Below are 17,272 nucleotides of genomic sequence, written 5' to 3' on the forward strand. Positions count from 1 at the left end.
GTCCCGCGAGCCAAAAAGTGCACGAGTTATTAAACTCCCTCCGGGGCACGATAGCTTAATAAAGAACTAAGACGCGGCTGCTGGCATCGCGCAATAAAGTCGACAACTAGCTTGGTGAAATTTTACAGAGTTTTGTGCCATAATATATGTGTAAGACCTAAGGGGGGATTATGTGATCAAACGTTCAATTGAAGGTATATTATCAATGGTTGAAGGAAATGAAGTAACTGCGTCTTTAAAATCTCCTGAAATCATAAACGTCCAGGGGATATCAATCGATTCGAGAACACTAAAAGAAGGTAATTTATTTGTCCCAATAGTGAGAATCGACGATGGGCACAAATATGTAAAGCAGGCTTTTGAAAATGGAGCAGTCGCTTCCTTGTGGCAAGCAGACCATTTTCCACCTCCAGAAGGTTTACCACTCATAATTGTAGATGATACGTTAAAGGCTTTACAAAATATCGCGCAATCCTATCGAGGACAATTAGACTGTAAAGTAATTGGGGTAACAGGGAGTAATGGAAAAACCACAGTTAAAGATATTGTAACTTCGATATTGAGTACAAAATATAAAGTTCAAAAAACTTATGGGAACTTAAATGGAGAGTATGGTCTCCCCTTATCTTTATTAGAAGTTGAAGAAGATACTGAGATTGTTGTTTTAGAAATGGGAATGAGTAATGCCGGTGAAATGAAAGTCCTATCGGAGATTGCGAAGCCCGATTTTGGAGTAATTACAATGATTGGTGTATCACACCTGTCGAGTCTTGGGTCGAGAGAGGGAATTGCTTTAGCCAAGTTAGAATTACTTGAAGGTTTAAACCCTAGTGGAGCCATTGTTATCCATGGGGATGAACCATTACTCACTCAGGCACTCACGGAAAGAAAACTCCCAGAAACACTGTCGGTTATTCGATTTGGAGAATCTAATACCAATGATTACTTTCCACTAGCAATTGACCATAATCAATCCAGCATTTCTTTTAGATTGAACAGGTATAGTGATAAATTTTCTGTGCCTTTACTTGGAAGGCATAACGTATTAAACGTGCTTGCTGCGATTGCTTTGGCAGATCGTTTTCAAATAACTCAACAGGATATTCAGTCTGGACTTACTAATTTAGAGGTTACCGGAATGAGAATGGAACGGATCCCTACCCCAAAAGGATTCTTAATTATTAACGATGCATGGAATGCAAGTCCTGTTTCGATGAAAGCAGCAATAGAGACAGTATCAAATCTAGATGGTTTTAATAATAAGGTTTTGGTTTTAGGTGATATGTTGGAATTGGGAGATAAAGAAAATGAATTTCATGAAGAAATAGCTAAAAGTATTGATACGTCAAAAATACACTCCGTATTTACTATTGGTAATTTAAGCAGAATTATATCTGATACACTTAGTGGTTCAAAATTCGAAGGAGTAGTGAAGCATTTTACCTCAAAAGAAGATCTTGTATCTGAATGTAAACGAATATTAAAAAAAAATGATATCATATTAATTAAAGGATCACGAGGTCTAAAGTTAGAGGATATTTGTGAATCGTTAAATAAATAATAGAACTCTAATTTCCCCAATCTGATTTCTTTGGGTTACTGAATATTAATAATGATTCAAAATTCAATTTAGTTAAACAAACGAAGGAGCAGTTTTGCCATGGCAGCTGCTTCTTCTTTCTATTAAGCTAATGGGTAGATTAACTTAGTAATCGATAAAGAATACCTTCAATTAGTTGCTAAAATATGGTATATTAGTTCATGGTAAATCGGAGGTGGTGTTCAATGGGTTCAAGGATTATGCATTACTGTGTTGCCACATTAATAAGCCAGCAAATTGAAATTGAGAATACAGATGAATTTATTCTTGGCGGCATCACCCCAGATGTTCATTATTACATGAATGTACATAAAGACCTTACACATTTTGTAGATAGAGATGAAAATGGCAAGGGACACGTTAACTACCTTCGTTTTTATGAAAAGTATAGAAACACGATTAGGAAACCATTTTACTTAGGATACCTCTGCCATCTAATTTCTGATGATATTTGGTCAAAGGATACGTATTTCAAAATTGTTGAATTTCTTTCTATGGAAGAAAGGAAAGAAAAATTACAGATTAGCTATCGAGACTTTTGGAGACTCAATGGAAGAATTATCACAGAATATAACTTGATATTACGGGAGCATTTAATACCTGTTGAACTGGAAATTGAAGAAATTAATTTTAATTCCTTACCTGTACTTCTTGATTGGATGAACAAGGACTTCTCTTACGAACAAAAAGTGGCAAAAGAACCTTTAGAACTTTTTAGAAATGATAATAGTCAGATAGTCGACTATATTGATAAATCGGTAAAACAAAGTTTGCAATTCATGAAAGACAATATGTTATTAAGCTAATGGAGAACGTTAGTCCAACACACTTGGAGCAGTTTGCTGACAGCAACTGCTCCATTTTTCATTACGCTAACGTGCAGATTTGCTTAGATTAAAGCAACAAAACTCAGTATTAATGGTGCAATATTCCACAATTAACATTTCGTTTTATTTCGGAGGGGAATATGGTAACGAAAATAATCGAAGATGTTACTTTTGAGCTGAAAGAAGATTTTAGTTTTTATTTTCTGTCCGAGTATGGCAAGGTCTTTACAGTATTCGACAAGCAGGATTCTGGTTACATATGCTTTGGTGTTCAAAACGGATATAAAAAATTGTTTCTGAAGGTAGCAGGAGCACCAACTGTAAGTAGTAATGTCAGTCCGGATGTAGCAATAAACCGACTTAAAACAACTGTATCCATTTACCAAGATTTACGTCATCCCAAGCTTATTGAAATAATTGAACATAAGGAAATCAAAGGCGGATATCTTACTGTTTTTGAGTGGTTTGAAGGCGAATGTATGGGGAAACAGTATGGTAAATTTAATGAATTTATAGATTTGTCACTAGAGGATAAATTCAATATTTATAAAGATATCCTTTTGTTTCATCAACTTGTTAACCAGCAAGGATATATAGCGATTGATTTTTATGATGGCTGCATCTTGTATAATTTCACTTCCAAACAAACCATGATCTGCGATATAGAATTTTACTGCAAAAAACCGGTAATAAATAATGTTGGACGAATGCCGGGATCAAGTCGATATATGTCGCCTGAAGAATTTCAATTAGGCACAGAAATTGATGAAAGGTCAAATGTTTTTCTTATGGGAGCTACTGCATTTCAGCTATTTGGTGGAGGGAGTGATCGTTCTTAAAGAAGTTCTATCCACGAGAGAGGGGAATGCTTATTGCTGCAGAGATACATTAGATCAGACCAGGACAAATTGGAAGGGGTTATGAAAACTATGTATGTTTCCAGAGGATATGTCTTTGATCCTGAAGGGTCGCATTCAGATACTAGAAGTATTGAACAACTTATCTTGAAACCGGAGGAGGATTCTGGTTATTGAAGGAAGAACAGAGCGTTATTGGGACTATTGGTTTAAAGGGTATTGATTCTGAAAACAGAATTGGTGATATAAAGAGGTTCTTCGTCTTACCTGAATATCAAGATAAGGGTTACGGCAAAAGCATGATGAGCCAAATATTAGAATTTGCAAGACAAGCTGGATTGATAAAGCTGAGGTTGAACACTGAGAAACAATCTTATAAAGCGATGTCAGTGTTTCGAAGTTTTGGCTTTTATGAGATACCAAATGGAGAGTGATCATCGTGAACAAGTGGGTCAAAACAATGGCAAGCGCCGCGCTGGCAAGCTGCATCCTGTTGGCCGGAACTTCTGCATACGCAGCATCGCCCGTCTACGTTAATGGCCATTATCAGCAGAGCATCACAACGCCGGAAGGGAAAGTGCTTGTCAAACTGCGGGTGCTGAAGGATCCGGGCTGGCTCGTATTCGCTTACGATTCCGCTACACATACCGTCACGGCCCATACGAAAGACAATTCCGTGATCGTATCGCTGCGGGAAGGGGAGAAGAAGGCGCTTGTCAACGGCAAGGAAGTGCCGCTGGACACTGCTGTCGTAAACAAGAACGGCCTGACCTACGTTCCGCTCCGTTTCCTGAGCGAGACGCTCGGCCTGTATGTCCACTATTTCGCCGAAGATAATCATGTGATCGTCCGTACGCCAGCCGGTCAGGCGGACTACGAGACGATGATGAGCGGAGATTTGACGGAGGCGCGCAAAATCGCACTGTCCGTGGATAACATCTCAACGGGGCATAAACTGGAGCCGCTAAACGTGGAAGGATGGCATACCACGACGCATATTTTTCCTGTGGGAGAGGCGCTACGGTTTTCGGAGGAAATGCTAGGTGTTACAAGCTTTTACCGGATCAACGAGGAAGGGCTTGCCATCCTTACCGGGGAACAAGACCCTGATCAAAAGGGCGGTTGGGGGACAAGCCAGGCGGATTTCGGCAACAGCTACTATTTTATTGACGGATTTATGGGAGGTCTGCTGCAATACGGCAAAGTGGACGAGAAGTGGACGGAGCTTGGACGCATATACGACAGCAGCGAGGCTAGGTATCCGCTCGTCATGCCGATCGAAGGAGAAATGCGGAAGGACTCCGTGCCGCAGCCCGACGACACTTCGTCATCACACGCGACGATAAAGTAAGATTAAAGATCCCAGCTAATATAGAAGATTACGAACTCCAGGCGGATGAGTTAGCAGATGTTTTATGAACAACAGTTTCTTACACTGGCTTTAAATAGAACATAAATAGCACATTGCAAAAACGTGTATGAGGAAAATGACGTCTGCCGGGTGACAAGAACATGATCTCATTCCCGACGGACTGCAGGAAAGTGGAGATCTTAACGACTAAGCTAACGGGCAGTTTGAGTCAACGAACTAGGGAAGAAAGGAATTAGGTATTTCCCTAACGAACAAGTAGACAATAAGGCGATTATTGATCGAGGAGGTTTGTTAGATGTCTTTCCCTTCGATTGCATTACTGATTTCATGTTCTTTGAAACTGAGTTAGGACAGGCAGATGTTATCTTAATTCCAGGAGCAAGTCATCCTCAATTAATGGAACGTGCGGCGTTATTATACCATCGGGGGGATTGCTCCATTTATTTTACCTTCGGGGGGTGTAACTTCTCATGTAGAGACAACCGAGTGGGAGTTTCTGCGGAATATAGGCACAGAGTTAGGAATACCTTCAGAAGCAATACTCAAAGAAGAGAAAGCCTCGAATACGTTTGAAAATGCTCAGTTCTCATTGGAGGTGCTAAACCAACATGGACTTCAACCAAAGAATTTCGTTTTGGTGAGTAAAAACTATCACGCACGGAGGGCACTTTTAACTTATCAATTTGTTTTCCCACGAGAGACCGTATTCTATGTCTTGTCCGGTTATTGATAAGACGGGAATTTCAAAAGATAACTGGTTTCTTTCTGAGGAAAAAATCAACTGTGTCATGAATGAACTTGAAAAGGTCGGAAAATATTTTAGGCCGGCTATACATCGTATTGGGTCAGGTAGCATGTTACGCCAACGGGACACGATAGCCCAATAACCAGAACGGCAGCCGATTCGATACGGCTGCCCTTTTTCAACTAACGGGCAGGATTCCTTAATGAATAAATGGAATTTTTAAGGAAAAATTCATTGAATGGTTAGGGGGGCGGCAATTGATTAAACCAAATTTTATAGAAATACTGAAATTATTAGAGGGTAAATTATCCAAGGCAAAAATTAATTGGGCTTTGACAGGAAGTACAAGTTTTGCGTTGCAAAGATTGCAGTATGAGCCAAATGACATAGATATTCAAACAGATCAAAAAGGAGCATATGAAATCCAATCCTTATTTAAGGAGCACGTAAAGAGAGAGGTTTCATTCTCAACAAAAAACAATATACGATCATATTTCGGTGAGCTAAACATAGATGGCGTTTCTGTTGAGATAATCGGGGATATTCAAAAGTTTGATGGAACTGAGTGGGAAAGAACGCCTAACCTTCACGAAATAAAACACTACATCAACGCGTTTAACCTGGAATTACCAGTTTTAACTTTAGAATACGAAGTTGAAGCCTATCGAAGGATAGGTCGAGTAGAAAAGGCTGAAGCCTTAGCAAGATTTATTTCGAAGTCATTAACCTAACGGGTGACTATAGTTCAATCACAATATAACGGCAGCCGGTACACGATCGGCTGCCGTTGTCAGTTGAAGTAACGGGCAGCATTCCTATTATGAAGAAATACGGATTCGCAGCGTTACTGAAGGCAGCTTAAATATAGGTATGATGAGAAATTAAGATCGTAGCGACAACAGATAAAAGAAGCACGGATGAGTCGGAACGCAACTATCTTACGGACGAAGATCCTGCCTTCGCAGCATATCTGCCTCCACCTCATGGACAGGTTGAATGAAGGAATGTGGGAGCATAGACTCTGTGAGACATGGGAGGGTTGACCTCCATGAGTTGATGTGGAGATCCAATAAGTGCAACCATACTTTACCAATTGAGCCACTTTTTACAGAGGGATGGTCTAGGTAAGAACTTTTTGCGCATTTGCCGGCCCCACATATTTCTTTATCTTCAACTAAGTTCCATAAGAATTTCATCTGGTACATTCTAATTACGGTCAGATTCTAAGAATACGTGAGCATTTAAGAGAAAAACGTTTCTCCATAGAGGCAGGAATGCTGGGAAATGGAAACGAATACATAATTTAGCTTCCCGAAATAGGTTGATTAACGTGATTTCAACATTCGAGTAATGGAAGCATCATTAAACTAAAAGGAGTAACTTTTACTATGAAGGATTTACATAATTTTGTATCAGAGTATACGAAAGATAAGAAACATTTACATCTTGCGATCGGGATTATTAGAGAGGATGATATTGAATACTTTTCGTTTTGTAATAATAAAAAGAAAAGTATGATCCCTCCTGAAAATATGTTGTTTGAAATCGGCTCCATAACCAAAGTATTTACATCAATACTTTTATTAGAAATGGAACGGGAAAAACTGGTTTCCTCGGATGACATTGTCGGTAAGTACGTGCAAAACGTTGAAAACGATTATTTGAATAAGATTACCTTGAAAAGTCTTGCTACTCATACCTCAGGATTACCTATATTGGCAACAAATCACGTTTTGTCTAAAAATAGATCGAATCCTTATTCAACTTATACCGAGGAAGATTTAACAGCTTTTTTAGCTAATGCTGATTACACTGATAGCATTGGTTCGTTTGAATATTCCAATATCGGTGTGGGCTTACTGGGAAATATTCTATGTAAGGTGTCAGGAAGTAAGTATGACGAACTGTTAAAAAAATATATAACGAATCCATTAAAGATGAATGAGACAGCCGTTATGCTTGATTCAGTACAAAATGACAGGTTTTTGAATGGACATGCTTCAACTGGGAAAAGAGTCCCTCATTGGGATCTTTCTATACTTGAAGGAGCTGGGGGGATTAAGTCATCTGTTAGCGATTTGAGTTTATTTGTCCAAGCCAATCTAAATGATGATAATCCGATAGCCTCTACACTACAAAAAAGTCATCTCCCTATATGGATCGGAAATTCAAACCGTTATTTTGGCTGGGGTGAGGATAAACTTCTAGATAAATGTAACCTCTGGCATAACGGGGGCACTTCTGGCTTTAATAGTTATCTAGCTTTGAATAAGGAACTTAGTGTAGGAATTGTATTACTATCCAATTATTCTTTTTTCTCCAATGTGCTTATGGATTATTATGTTGCTCAATTCATAAAATGGATTACTAAAAAAGAGCCTTCTCAAGGAACCATGATAGACATTACAGGTAAAAAAATACTTGAAGCCATCCTAAGTAGTGAAATGTCATTAAACTAACGAGCACGTTAGCTGAAGAAATAAGGAGCAGTATACTATGGCAGCTACTCCACTTCTTTGTTTAGCTAACGGGCAGATTTGCTCAACAAACTAGATTACCACCAAGGTTTTATTGAGGCATTATTACTTCAGAAAGCCCGAAAGCAGTGGCAGCAGGGTTTTTGCGTTAACCATGTGGTCTTGGCCTGCAAGTTGTACAAACTTTGCGTTTGAAATTGCCTTCGTTAGTTGGCGGCCGACATCATGTATTGAGGCGGGGCTTTTTTCGCCAACGATGATTTGCGTTGGTACGGAAATTCGAGTAGCTCGTTCAACTGGTGGCATGTCCTGAGTTAGAGCAATATCATAAGCAAGGGTTGGAGCGAGTGCTTTCATAGTTCGCCAGCCAGGAAATAGCGGCAACAACAAAACAAATACTTTTGGCATCCCAATACCCTTCAAAAAGGCGCTCATTGCTTTTGCATTTTTGCCGTTATCGAGAAGTTTGTGTATTGTTTGGCTTAATCGTTTGTATTCGGCCTTTTCTTTCTCGTCATGTACATATGACGCATCATACATAATTACTTTTTGCACTTTGCTGCCAAGTCTCAGTGCAGCCTCAAGTGCTAGCACAGCACCCGAAGAATGGCCATACAAATACGCCATGCCGCCTGCTGTATCAATCATGGCTTCGATATCTTCGATTTCGCGTTCCATAGAATAAGGCAGTGTGTTGCCACTATCGCCGCGTCCACGGCGGTCGTAATTGTAAACGGAGAATTCAGTGGCAAATATTTTGGCATCTTGCATTATCGGCTTAAATGAGCGGTGACAGCTCGCTCCCGTTATGTAAATGAGCGCTGGACCACTACCGTATACATCGTACGCTAAGGTTGTGCCGTCTTTTGACTTGATTGTTTTCATAGATATCTCCTTTTTTTTTGAAAAATGCATGAACTTTACTCCTCTACAACCGCCAACATATTTCCAGCCGAAAGATGGCTATATCTGGGCCCGCTTCCTTGGTTTCCATCCATTGTTACTTAAGGTGTAAGTCTTACTTTCATCCGCTATTCCCCCCTTAGGTTGGATTAAGTACTTTGTTCCAATTATATCAAATCTTTTTTTATTTATTTCTTTTCGATTGCTTAACTTAACTGCATATCGTAGCTAACTTTTTAACTAACGGGGAACGTTAGTTCAATGTGGACCGGTTTGCCCGATCCATTCAGCTTGAACCTGCGGTGGCAGCGGGAAACGAATAAGAGCCGAGAGACCGCTTCGGACGCGGGTTTGGGGGCTGTGACAGGTTGCCGGGAAGCGGGCTGTTGCGGCCCTCTTTGGGTTTTCTGTCAACAGCTTGCAAACAAGAAGTCGAGGAAAGCAGTTGTCATACCGACTTGATTAGAAAAGACTTGAACAGGTCGGACCAACTCACTGATCGTACCCTTGTTAAGCCGATACGCAAGTCTTCAGCTCGGCCACGACGCCCGCAATATCCCGACCGGACTCTGGCGTTACTTTGAAGTATTTGCTCATGTCCGGATGCGTCGTGACCACGCAGCCCTTCGCGTAGGCCCTCATGCACTTGCCGAGTCCGACTTCTACTTCGTGCTGCATGCCTAGCCGCTCAACTTCGTTGCGGATGGAAGCCGCGACGGCCTCGATTCCTTCTTCGCCGTTTTTTTTAACGCACATCTTACCCGCGCACACCATGATTTTCATAGTCATATTTGAAATCCTCCTCGTTATGATCGCTTAATTTCACTTCATAACGTCATAATAGGGGAACAAATATGACAGCATTATGTCGGTGTTTGGAAGCCGGTGATGAGGTTTTTGTCATAGTGGAGTAACCGTAAGACGCGAATGGAGTGAGTAGGATGAAGTTGGAGCGCATGATCTCGATGATCTATATGCTTCTTAATAACGAAGTGGTGTCAGCCTCCGCGCTGGCCGAAAAATACGGCGTATCCCAGCGGACGATCTACCGGGATATCGACGCGATTTGCGCGGCCGGCATACCGGTCGTATCGTATCAAGGAATGAATGGCGGTTACGGCATCATCGATTCCTATAAAATGGACAAAAGCCTGCTGGGGTCTTACGACGTGGAGTCGCTCATCACGATTCTTCACGGCATGTCGACCGTTTTCGACGACGAGCGGGCCATGGAAACCGTCCGCAAGCTGCAAACGATCTAGAAGGATGACCGTCCACCGAACTTGTCTGTGGATATGGGGAGTCTCCGTCCTTATAACGAATCGCTTCGCGTACTTAAAAATGCCATTGCGGATCGGCATGCCGTTCGGTTCGAATACGTGAGCGGCAAGAACGAAAGAATGCATCGGTCCGTGGAGCCGGTCAGTCTCCATTATCAATATGACACCTGGTTCTTGTTCGGCTATTGCAGGTCGCGCAACGATTATCGGGAGTTCAAGCTTTCGAGAATGGCGGAAGTGCATATCCTGCCCGATCGGTTCGAGAGGAATCACGATGCCGCGCCGCAACAGATGAATTTCGAGAAACTGCGTTGGAACAATCATGTCAACGTCGAGTTGCGCTTCTCGAGCGAATCGATCGCCAAAGCCTTGGATTTCTTTTACGATGCGGAAAGAAGCTTTAATCCGGACGGGTCGCTAACCATCAAGCTGAAGATGGACAATAACGCGAGAGAAAAATGGCTTCTCTCCGTCGTGCTGAGTTTCGGAACCGACGTGGAAATCGTCGAGCCCTACGACCTTAGACGAACGCTAAAAGAGAACCTCGAAAAAATGTTGCAAACGTACGCCATGGTTTGAAAACATTTTCAACATGGGATGAATCGAGCGTACGCTCCTAGCCCCACAATACGCTGTATAAACAGAGGACCGGGTCCGTCCGCCGTTACAACAGCTTGCAGACTATGATAAATATGAGGTTATTGATAAATATGGATATATGGAAAAAGCAATTAATTAAGCAAATGCTGGAACATGTGCAAGCGGAAATGGGGGAACCATCTTTTCAAGAGGTTGAGTTCATCACTACAGGGTGTGAGAAGGATGTCTTGATTTTAGATAAGAAAACTGTAATTGCTTTCTTTCGTAAGGGATTAGAGATTGGACGGTACAGCGTACGACAAGAACTGATTCGCAGATTAGCAGGGCAGTCAGAGGCCGTTTTGCCAGAGTGCTTGTATATTTCTCCAACTCAAAATTTTGTGGTGGAAAAATACGTACCAGGGTCTCAAATTGCACCTCAAGCAGGTTAATTTAATTACGTCGCGAATATAGATGCTACGCTTTATAACTAGTAGTCGCATATCCTTATGGGACACCATGAATAAAGAATATCGGAGAAAACGACATCTTCTTATCTAATTACAATTAAAAATATGACGTTGGAGGACAATTGTATGAAGTTAACTCACACTCGCTTGCTTGTGGATTGCTATAAAGAATGTTTTCTTTTTTACCGAGATATAATGGGATTTGAGCCTGTTTGGGGAACAGAAGAGGGCAGATATGCTGATTTCAATGCTGGCAACACCACACTCGCCCTTTTTGATAGAAAATCCATGGCCGATGCGATCGACGGATCTTACTCTGTAGACGATCATTTTAATGATAGGACAGTAATTGTCTTTCAAGTGAATGACGTAGACAAGACATTTCTTGAATTGAAAGAAAAAGTTAACTTTATTTCGGAACCGGTCTCAAGGCAATATGGGATTAGAAGCGCAAATTTCAGAGATCCAGGAGGAAACTTAATCGAGTTATATCACGAAATTCCAATGGGGTAAGGTGTTGACTTTAAAATGGGTACTTTAAATTATGAAGAATTTGTACGTTTGGTTGAAAAATATAAGATCCTTCCGTTCGCATCGTTTATACCAGATTATCCATCGCTGACAGCTGAGACCGATAATAACGATTGGCATTCAGGAAGCGGTACAGATCCTTGGGTGTGGCGGATTCGGATTGTACAAGACGGCGTCGCTGCGTATGGAAAATTTTTCGGTGATAAGGCCTGTTTTATACATAGCGATTTTTTCCCCATAGTCAGGTCCGCCATGTCATCTAGTAAGACCATTGAGGAACGGTATAATGACGGGCTGATTTCAAGAACTGCAAATCATATTTATAAAATATTGTGCGAGCATGGAAATGTAGATTCGCGAAATTTGCGAAGTTTAACCGGTTTAGATAAAAAGGAAAATAAGAAGGAGTATGAAAAGTCACTAGTTGAACTTCAGAATTATGGGGATGTGGTCATCACTGGAGCAACCAAACAGAACGATAATGATTCAGGTTGGAGCAGTATGTGTTACCAACCTGCCGAGTTATGGCTGAGAACGATTCAAGCACGAACTGATAATGTTTCCGTTGAAAATGCGAGAAATCAGTTGATGACGGAATTATCCAGAATTTGCTCTGACAAATCCCTTAATTTCTTTGCAAAGAAGCTAAAGCTCCATTAAATGCTTGAGAATTTAGAATATCATTTAGCTTCAGAACAACACGTTAACAATTAGAATGTCCGTATCAAGATGAACGGAGCAAAGAAGAAATCCAATCAATGATTTCGTTTACACCTCAGAAAATTGCCATGATGATTATAATGAGCAACCCCGATGATGAGAATATCCAGCTCCAAAAATCGTCGGTTGATCTATATTGTAAAAAATTGAATTTCTAAAAACCCGTTGATGATTTAAACGAATTAAATCCAACGGGTTTTTATTTGTGTTATAACTTACTTTACAAAGGCGAAGGTGAAAGGGCATGCAATTTACAGCAATAGGTACAAGTTTTTGTCCTCCGACATTGTCGGATGACAAGAACATTGTTACATTCCCGATATGATGTCATCGACATCGGCAATTAAAGACGGTGTACCAATTTCCTTTTGCAACCTTTCTCAATAATCTTTTCTTTGAACATTTCGCCGGTCTTCAATACCAGCGGCGGCGGCGCGCTGATCGGCCTGATGTTCGCGGCAGCCTTGCAAACCACGTAATCGTTACGCTGCTTTTGCCTGAACCCGAGGGACGTCTATCGCCTTACGATATCAACCGGAGCGTTATCGCTTGTCGCCCAAAACGATCATGGAGCAGTTTGCTACGTAAGCGTCAAATCCTGCACACCTATTAAGCATATCTATCTTGCGAGCTTGTAATGGCCGGTGTCGGCCTATATACTAGGGATAATAGAAGGATGGAGTTTCTTCAGTACAATAGAGTAATGAGATGGAGAATTAAATCAAAGAGCAATTTTCAAACAGATTTCAAGGAGGGATAGGCAATGACCGCACGATCCGGGCAGGCGTTCGAGACCGAACGGGTGCTATCCGATGTCGAAGCTCTGCTAACCCAGCCCATACCGACGGCCGGTCCGACGGTCAGTGAGGGAGAGACTGACACGGGGGAGTGGACCCTAACCAGGGGTGAACGCTTCTTGATCATCCCGCTCTGGGAGAGTGACGACCTCACGGGGCTCTACGAGCCCGAGTGGAACGAGGCGGTGGAGACCGCCGAGGAGTATCTGGCGAATCTCGTACGGGAATTGGACCACCGATGGGGTACTCACCGGAAGGTGGCCATGCATGTGCCGCTGTTCCGGAAGCAAGCGGGCGAGCCTTTGTCCCCACTGTTCCAGGCGCTGTTGGATAATGACTGCTACGGCGATCTTGCGGTGTGGGGGCCGGTATCCGCCCGTCGATGGGTCGCAGTCTCCGTCGGCCACAGCGACGGAGACGCCCCGATGATCATGGTGGCTGCCGTCTGCGACCTGCCGATTACCGAACTGGAGGAGCAGCCATAAGCGTGAGCAGAATTATTATAGCCTCACGCCGTCACACGAGAGAAAGGCTGGCATAAAGTTTGGTTTGACATCGCTTGGCCTTTCCGTTGGCGGTGCCGGAGCACAGTATTCAAAGAAAAAGCAATTCGGATTAAATCCGAATTGCTTTTTTACTGCAAGAAAGGGAACAGGGAACTTATAAAAAAACAGAACGAAAATCGAGCTATATGGTGTAGTGTAAGAGGACAAGAACATATATCCATTTGATTCCGCGTTTTACGCGGTTTTTTTATTTTATGGATACAACTTCTTGTCCTTTCCAAAAGACAAGAAGATGCACTGTTCTTCAGTAATGGACATAAAAATGATGTGTTTTCCGCAATAACGAAACGATGCATATTTAGGGTTTATTTTTCATCATACAATACACCTTCGTGTCCCATAATTCGGAATGATCAGGCTTATTTAGAGTTTAACGGAGCCGTAAACTATGTCATAGAGCTTGCGGGGCTGAATCTGAAAGAAAACACCTCCGGTAAGCACAAGGGGCAAGCTAAAATTACGAAGAGAGGCAGGAAACGGCTTCGAGCCTTACTCTTCCGTGTGATGATGCCGTTGGTGGCCAAGAACGCAGCCTTTAAAGCGTTGCACGAGTATTACACCAAACGACCGGATAATCCGTTGAAAAAGATGCAGTCCCTCATCGCTTTATGCAACAAGCTCATTCGGGTTCTGTTCGGCATCTTGAAAAAGGGACACGAATTCAATGAAAGCAAAATGATGCAAGATATCCCTCGATTCGCAAAGTTATTGAAGGCAGCTTAAATGTAGGTATGATGAGAAATTAAGATCGTAGCGACAACAGATAAAAGAAACACGGATGAGTCGGAACGCAACTATCTTACGGATGAAGATCCTGCCTTCGCAGCATATCTGACCTCCACATCATGGACAGGTTGAATGAAAGAATGTGGGAGCATAGACTCAGTGAGACATGGGAGGGTTGACCTCCATGAGTTGATGTGGAGATCCAATAAGTGCAACCATACTTTACCGATGGAGCCACTTTTTACAGAGGGGTGGTCTAGGTAAGAACTTTTTGCGCATTTACCGGCCCCACATATTTCTTTATCTTCAATTCAGTTCCACAAGAATTTCATCTGGCACGTTCGTATTACGGTCAGATTCTAAGAATACGTGAGCATTTAAGAGCAAAACGTTTCTCCATAGAGGGAGTATAGTTTGGTTATAAACGTACTTTCCAAAAAAGTGTGTGATAAACTGTTTGAAGTACAAGCCTAACTATACTGCGGATGACTTTTTAAACGATGAAAAGCTCTTTTACTTTACTTCACATGAGTCCAGCAGAATTGAAACAAGAATTGGCGAAGGGACTTGAAGACGAAAGCAGTTAGCGAATGTAATGTGCCCCCCTGTCAAGTGTGTGTAAGTTAAATAGGTAAACAAATGAGCAGCGAACAAAATTTGTATTAGGAGGAGTATCCGCCATGCGCATAGAAACTCAAAATGTTGTTATAAGAACCTTGGAAAAAAAAGATGCTAAAAGATTTTATTCAATCGCCAGGGAATCGGCTGTATACCGTTATATGCCAGATTGGGCTGACGGACGCGCACATCCGAAGGATTATTATGGATTGATTGATCAGTATCAAAAGCAATCGGATAATACGGATATTTCCATTGGCCGCTCCTACGCGATTGCCTTGCCAAACACCGATGAGATGATTGGCAGCATAGGGGTGGGGCTTAAAGAGAAGCTAAATGAAATCGAACTGGGATATTTCATGTCGGAAAAACATCAAAGGAACGGATATACCAGAGAAGCGATAAGTGCCTTGGCAGAATGGTGCTTTGAGGTATCTGATGTTAAGTATTTAATCCTGACAATTAATTGTGCCAATGTTCCCTCGAACAAATTGGCTGAAAAATGTGGATTTAAATTGCTTGAAAGACGAACGCCTATAGGGGATAACCAATTTTATATGGAAAATGATAGTTACTTTTATTACAGAAGCTACAGAAAATAAGCATTTGTTTCCGATGGCTCCCAATCAGCCGTAAGCGATTTGTTGCGTCCAATCAAAACTAATAATGCTTTGATATTGTAAGACGACAAGAAAAAAGACAAGAACGTATATGGTTAACCGTGATTGATATGGATTCTCATTACAGATGTAGTTTTTAGCATTTTATAATACGTGGCTGAGCAGGGTTGAAAGAAGCACCGAGTGCGATAAGCTGATGCCCGCAAAAACGGAGTTCCAAAGCTAAACTGGCTTCAGGCATTAAGCTAACGGGTAACGTTAGTTCAATGCACCATGGAGCAGTCTGCACCTTGCAGCTGCTCCATTTTTCATTACGCTAACGGGCAGTTTAATGCAACAATAGGTAATTTTTATCGTAGTAGCTCCAAGGGTGAGAAAACCTTGGGGGGACCTAAATTAGAGAACGGCTTTAGCCGTGAAACAACGAGAGGGAGTGTGAAATTACGCATGAAAAGTAATAAAACAATCCCCATTATCTTATTAGTAGCAGCTTTAGGATTTGCATTTGGGTGGTTCATGAAACCAAATGATGTAATGGCCGAGAATTGGACTCCGGATAAGATTAGTCTTTATTATAACGAGGTACAAAAAGACGTTACAAAAATAGAGCAATCGCAATATTTCAAGCAGATACTCCGTTTCATTGTGTTTGAACAAGGAGATATGATGTCAGGAGGGAATCCTCCAGTTTCAGAAAATGACGTCAATGAAATGAAAAAATCCACCGTAGAATATGTCTATACGAAACCGATTTCCATCCAAATAAATAATGGCAACGATAAAATAGAAAAAATACAATTCACATCCATACTTTTTCCTTTAGATAATAAATGGAACGGAGCTGCTTATATCAGAACAACCGATTTAATTTATTTATATCTAACATCAAGACCGAGTCTGGATTTTATTCTAAAGCATATGTAAGAAAAGAAATCTGTACAGTGCAATGTCCAAACGTTTCGTATTGCTCTACAGCTTATGTAAAGGGAAGTTACTAAGCTAACGAAGAACGGTTGACATAAAGGACGGCGAGAGAATAAGCTCGTTTGGATCATGCCTATGTTGATTCGGGCTGACAAAGGAGTTCCAGAGGAAGGACATATATATAAGGTTGAAGGGTGAATAATAATGGAAAACCTTATCCGTCTATTCGGGTAAGGTTTTTTTCGGGTTTAAGGCGCTCTGTAATGACTGTTACATGCGGTAGTGTATGGGGCGCCCCATTCGTAAATGATATAACCCGGCTTATCAAATAATACGTAAGCTGTGTGTCCATAGCGGGGACCTCGTCGTCCTGAAAGCGACAGTATAAATTCTGGGCGAAATCGATGAAACGTCAGCGTTTGATTGCATTATTGTCCGGATTGGAGGCGGGGTTGTAAACCGGATTGTCAGGAAATTGAATGACAATGTTGGACTTCGGCTTCGTCGTTCCGGGCCACATTAATTTTGCCATAAGAGCTTCTCCTCCTTCCGTAATCACACTTTTATTTACCCGTGGCCTCTCCGTACAAACCCGTCTCCTGGCTATATTATTCTGGCGAATCGCGTATAATACCCCGCTTGTACATCTATATTCGATTT

General features: G+C 41.6%; 17 protein-coding genes and 2 pseudogenes. 17 read left to right on the top strand and 2 right to left on the bottom strand.

Annotation, left to right across the window (positions count from 1 at the left end):
* The first annotated feature begins 172 nt into the window (after positions 1–172).
* From IEY46_RS09935 to IEY46_RS09970, 8 genes and pseudogenes are all read left to right on the top strand, one after another.
* On the top strand, positions 173–1,561 hold the full coding sequence (locus IEY46_RS09935; protein ID WP_188991467.1) for a UDP-N-acetylmuramoyl-tripeptide--D-alanyl-D-alanine ligase: 1,389 nt from the start codon (positions 173–175) through the stop codon (positions 1,559–1,561).
* A gap of 224 nt (positions 1,562–1,785) precedes the next feature.
* Entirely contained in the window at positions 1,786–2,406 is a 621-nt protein-coding gene (locus IEY46_RS09940; protein ID WP_188991469.1) for a zinc dependent phospholipase C family protein, read from the top strand.
* 161 nt (positions 2,407–2,567) lie between these two features.
* Complete coding sequence (locus IEY46_RS09945; RefSeq protein ID WP_188991471.1) at positions 2,568–3,266, top strand: protein kinase family protein; 699 nt, start codon at positions 2,568–2,570, stop codon at positions 3,264–3,266.
* A 182-nt stretch (positions 3,267–3,448) separates the two neighbouring features.
* Positions 3,449–3,718, top strand: a pseudogene (locus IEY46_RS09950) (GNAT family N-acetyltransferase); the annotation flags it as partial.
* A 5-nt stretch (positions 3,719–3,723) separates the two neighbouring features.
* Positions 3,724–4,635 carry a copper amine oxidase N-terminal domain-containing protein gene (locus IEY46_RS09955; protein ID WP_229750181.1) on the top strand — a complete coding sequence of 304 codons (912 nt, stop codon included), beginning with the start codon at positions 3,724–3,726 and terminating at the stop codon, positions 4,633–4,635.
* Between the two features lie 424 nt (positions 4,636–5,059).
* Positions 5,060–5,386: a YdcF family protein gene (locus IEY46_RS36895; protein WP_308422784.1), complete on the top strand. Its 327-nt coding sequence runs from the start codon at positions 5,060–5,062 to the stop codon at positions 5,384–5,386.
* Positions 5,387–5,658: 272 nt separating this feature from the next.
* The gene (locus IEY46_RS09965; RefSeq protein WP_188991475.1) at positions 5,659–6,132 is read left to right on the top strand and encodes a nucleotidyltransferase domain-containing protein; all 474 of its coding nucleotides are present in this window, start codon (positions 5,659–5,661) and stop codon (positions 6,130–6,132) included.
* Positions 6,133–6,789: 657 nt separating this feature from the next.
* Positions 6,790–7,860, top strand: coding sequence for a serine hydrolase domain-containing protein (locus IEY46_RS09970; protein ID WP_188991477.1), 1,071 nt, complete (start codon positions 6,790–6,792; stop codon positions 7,858–7,860).
* A 123-nt stretch (positions 7,861–7,983) separates the two neighbouring features.
* On the opposite strand, the gene IEY46_RS09975 is transcribed toward IEY46_RS09970, so the two are convergent.
* Together IEY46_RS09975 and IEY46_RS09980 are read right to left on the bottom strand one after the other, a co-directional pair.
* Complete coding sequence (locus IEY46_RS09975) at positions 7,984–8,793, bottom strand: alpha/beta fold hydrolase (protein WP_229750182.1); 810 nt, start codon at positions 8,791–8,793, stop codon at positions 7,984–7,986.
* 498 nt (positions 8,794–9,291) lie between these two features.
* On the bottom strand, positions 9,292–9,570 hold the full coding sequence (locus IEY46_RS09980; protein WP_188991479.1) for a (2Fe-2S) ferredoxin domain-containing protein: 279 nt from the start codon (positions 9,568–9,570) through the stop codon (positions 9,292–9,294).
* Positions 9,571–9,722: 152 nt separating this feature from the next.
* On the opposite strand from IEY46_RS09980, the gene IEY46_RS36325 reads away from it, so the two are divergent.
* The 9 genes and pseudogenes from IEY46_RS36325 (at position 9,723) to IEY46_RS10020 (ending at position 16,612) form a co-directional block, all read left to right on the top strand.
* Positions 9,723–10,043 (top strand): helix-turn-helix transcriptional regulator, encoded by a 321-nt coding sequence (locus tag IEY46_RS36325; protein WP_229750183.1) that lies wholly within the window; start codon positions 9,723–9,725, stop codon positions 10,041–10,043.
* A 27-nt stretch (positions 10,044–10,070) separates the two neighbouring features.
* Positions 10,071–10,640 carry a helix-turn-helix transcriptional regulator gene (locus tag IEY46_RS36330; RefSeq protein ID WP_229750212.1) on the top strand — a complete coding sequence of 190 codons (570 nt, stop codon included), beginning with the start codon at positions 10,071–10,073 and terminating at the stop codon, positions 10,638–10,640.
* Between the two features lie 131 nt (positions 10,641–10,771).
* Positions 10,772–11,092, top strand: coding sequence for a hypothetical protein (locus IEY46_RS09990; protein ID WP_188991480.1), 321 nt, complete (start codon positions 10,772–10,774; stop codon positions 11,090–11,092).
* Positions 11,093–11,236: 144 nt separating this feature from the next.
* Positions 11,237–11,623, top strand: coding sequence for a VOC family protein (locus IEY46_RS09995; RefSeq protein WP_188991482.1), 387 nt, complete (start codon positions 11,237–11,239; stop codon positions 11,621–11,623).
* 15 nt (positions 11,624–11,638) lie between these two features.
* A complete protein-coding gene (locus IEY46_RS10000) occupies positions 11,639–12,301 on the top strand; it encodes an AlkZ-related protein (protein ID WP_188991484.1) in 663 nt (220 codons plus the stop codon).
* 823 nt (positions 12,302–13,124) lie between these two features.
* Positions 13,125–13,643 carry a hypothetical protein gene (locus IEY46_RS10005; RefSeq protein ID WP_188991486.1) on the top strand — a complete coding sequence of 173 codons (519 nt, stop codon included), beginning with the start codon at positions 13,125–13,127 and terminating at the stop codon, positions 13,641–13,643.
* A 477-nt stretch (positions 13,644–14,120) separates the two neighbouring features.
* A pseudogene (locus tag IEY46_RS10010) lies at positions 14,121–14,447 on the top strand (transposase); the annotation flags it as partial.
* Between the two features lie 683 nt (positions 14,448–15,130).
* Positions 15,131–15,670 (top strand): GNAT family N-acetyltransferase, encoded by a 540-nt coding sequence (locus tag IEY46_RS10015; protein ID WP_126999121.1) that lies wholly within the window; start codon positions 15,131–15,133, stop codon positions 15,668–15,670.
* 399 nt (positions 15,671–16,069) lie between these two features.
* The gene (locus IEY46_RS10020; RefSeq protein ID WP_229750184.1) at positions 16,070–16,612 is read left to right on the top strand and encodes a hypothetical protein; all 543 of its coding nucleotides are present in this window, start codon (positions 16,070–16,072) and stop codon (positions 16,610–16,612) included.
* Positions 16,613–17,272: the final 660 nt, after the last annotated feature.

Origin of the sequence: Paenibacillus nasutitermitis (genome assembly GCF_014641075.1) — a bacterium.
Classification (GTDB): domain Bacteria; phylum Bacillota; class Bacilli; order Paenibacillales; family Paenibacillaceae; genus Paenibacillus_Z; species Paenibacillus_Z nasutitermitis.

Bases quoted from the DNA above. Each gene is read 5' to 3' on its own strand.
- IEY46_RS09940 (WP_188991469.1), top strand. From the start codon at position 1,786: ATGGGTTCAAGGATTATGCATTACTGTGTTGCCACATTAATAAGCCAG.
- IEY46_RS09945 (WP_188991471.1), top strand. From the start codon at position 2,568: ATGGTAACGAAAATAATCGAAGATGTTACTTTTGAGCTGAAAGAAGAT.
- IEY46_RS09970 (WP_188991477.1), top strand. From the start codon at position 6,790: ATGAAGGATTTACATAATTTTGTATCAGAGTATACGAAAGATAAGAAA.
- IEY46_RS09975 (WP_229750182.1), bottom strand. From the start codon at position 8,793: ATGCATTTTTCAAAAAAAAAGGAGATATCTATGAAAACAATCAAGTCA.
- IEY46_RS09980 (WP_188991479.1), bottom strand. From the start codon at position 9,570: ATGACTATGAAAATCATGGTGTGCGCGGGTAAGATGTGCGTTAAAAAA.
- IEY46_RS36325 (WP_229750183.1), top strand. From the start codon at position 9,723: ATGAAGTTGGAGCGCATGATCTCGATGATCTATATGCTTCTTAATAAC.
- IEY46_RS09990 (WP_188991480.1), top strand. From the start codon at position 10,772: ATGGATATATGGAAAAAGCAATTAATTAAGCAAATGCTGGAACATGTG.
- IEY46_RS09995 (WP_188991482.1), top strand. From the start codon at position 11,237: ATGAAGTTAACTCACACTCGCTTGCTTGTGGATTGCTATAAAGAATGT.
- IEY46_RS10000 (WP_188991484.1), top strand. From the start codon at position 11,639: ATGGGTACTTTAAATTATGAAGAATTTGTACGTTTGGTTGAAAAATAT.
- IEY46_RS10005 (WP_188991486.1), top strand. From the start codon at position 13,125: ATGACCGCACGATCCGGGCAGGCGTTCGAGACCGAACGGGTGCTATCC.
- IEY46_RS10015 (WP_126999121.1), top strand. From the start codon at position 15,131: ATGCGCATAGAAACTCAAAATGTTGTTATAAGAACCTTGGAAAAAAAA.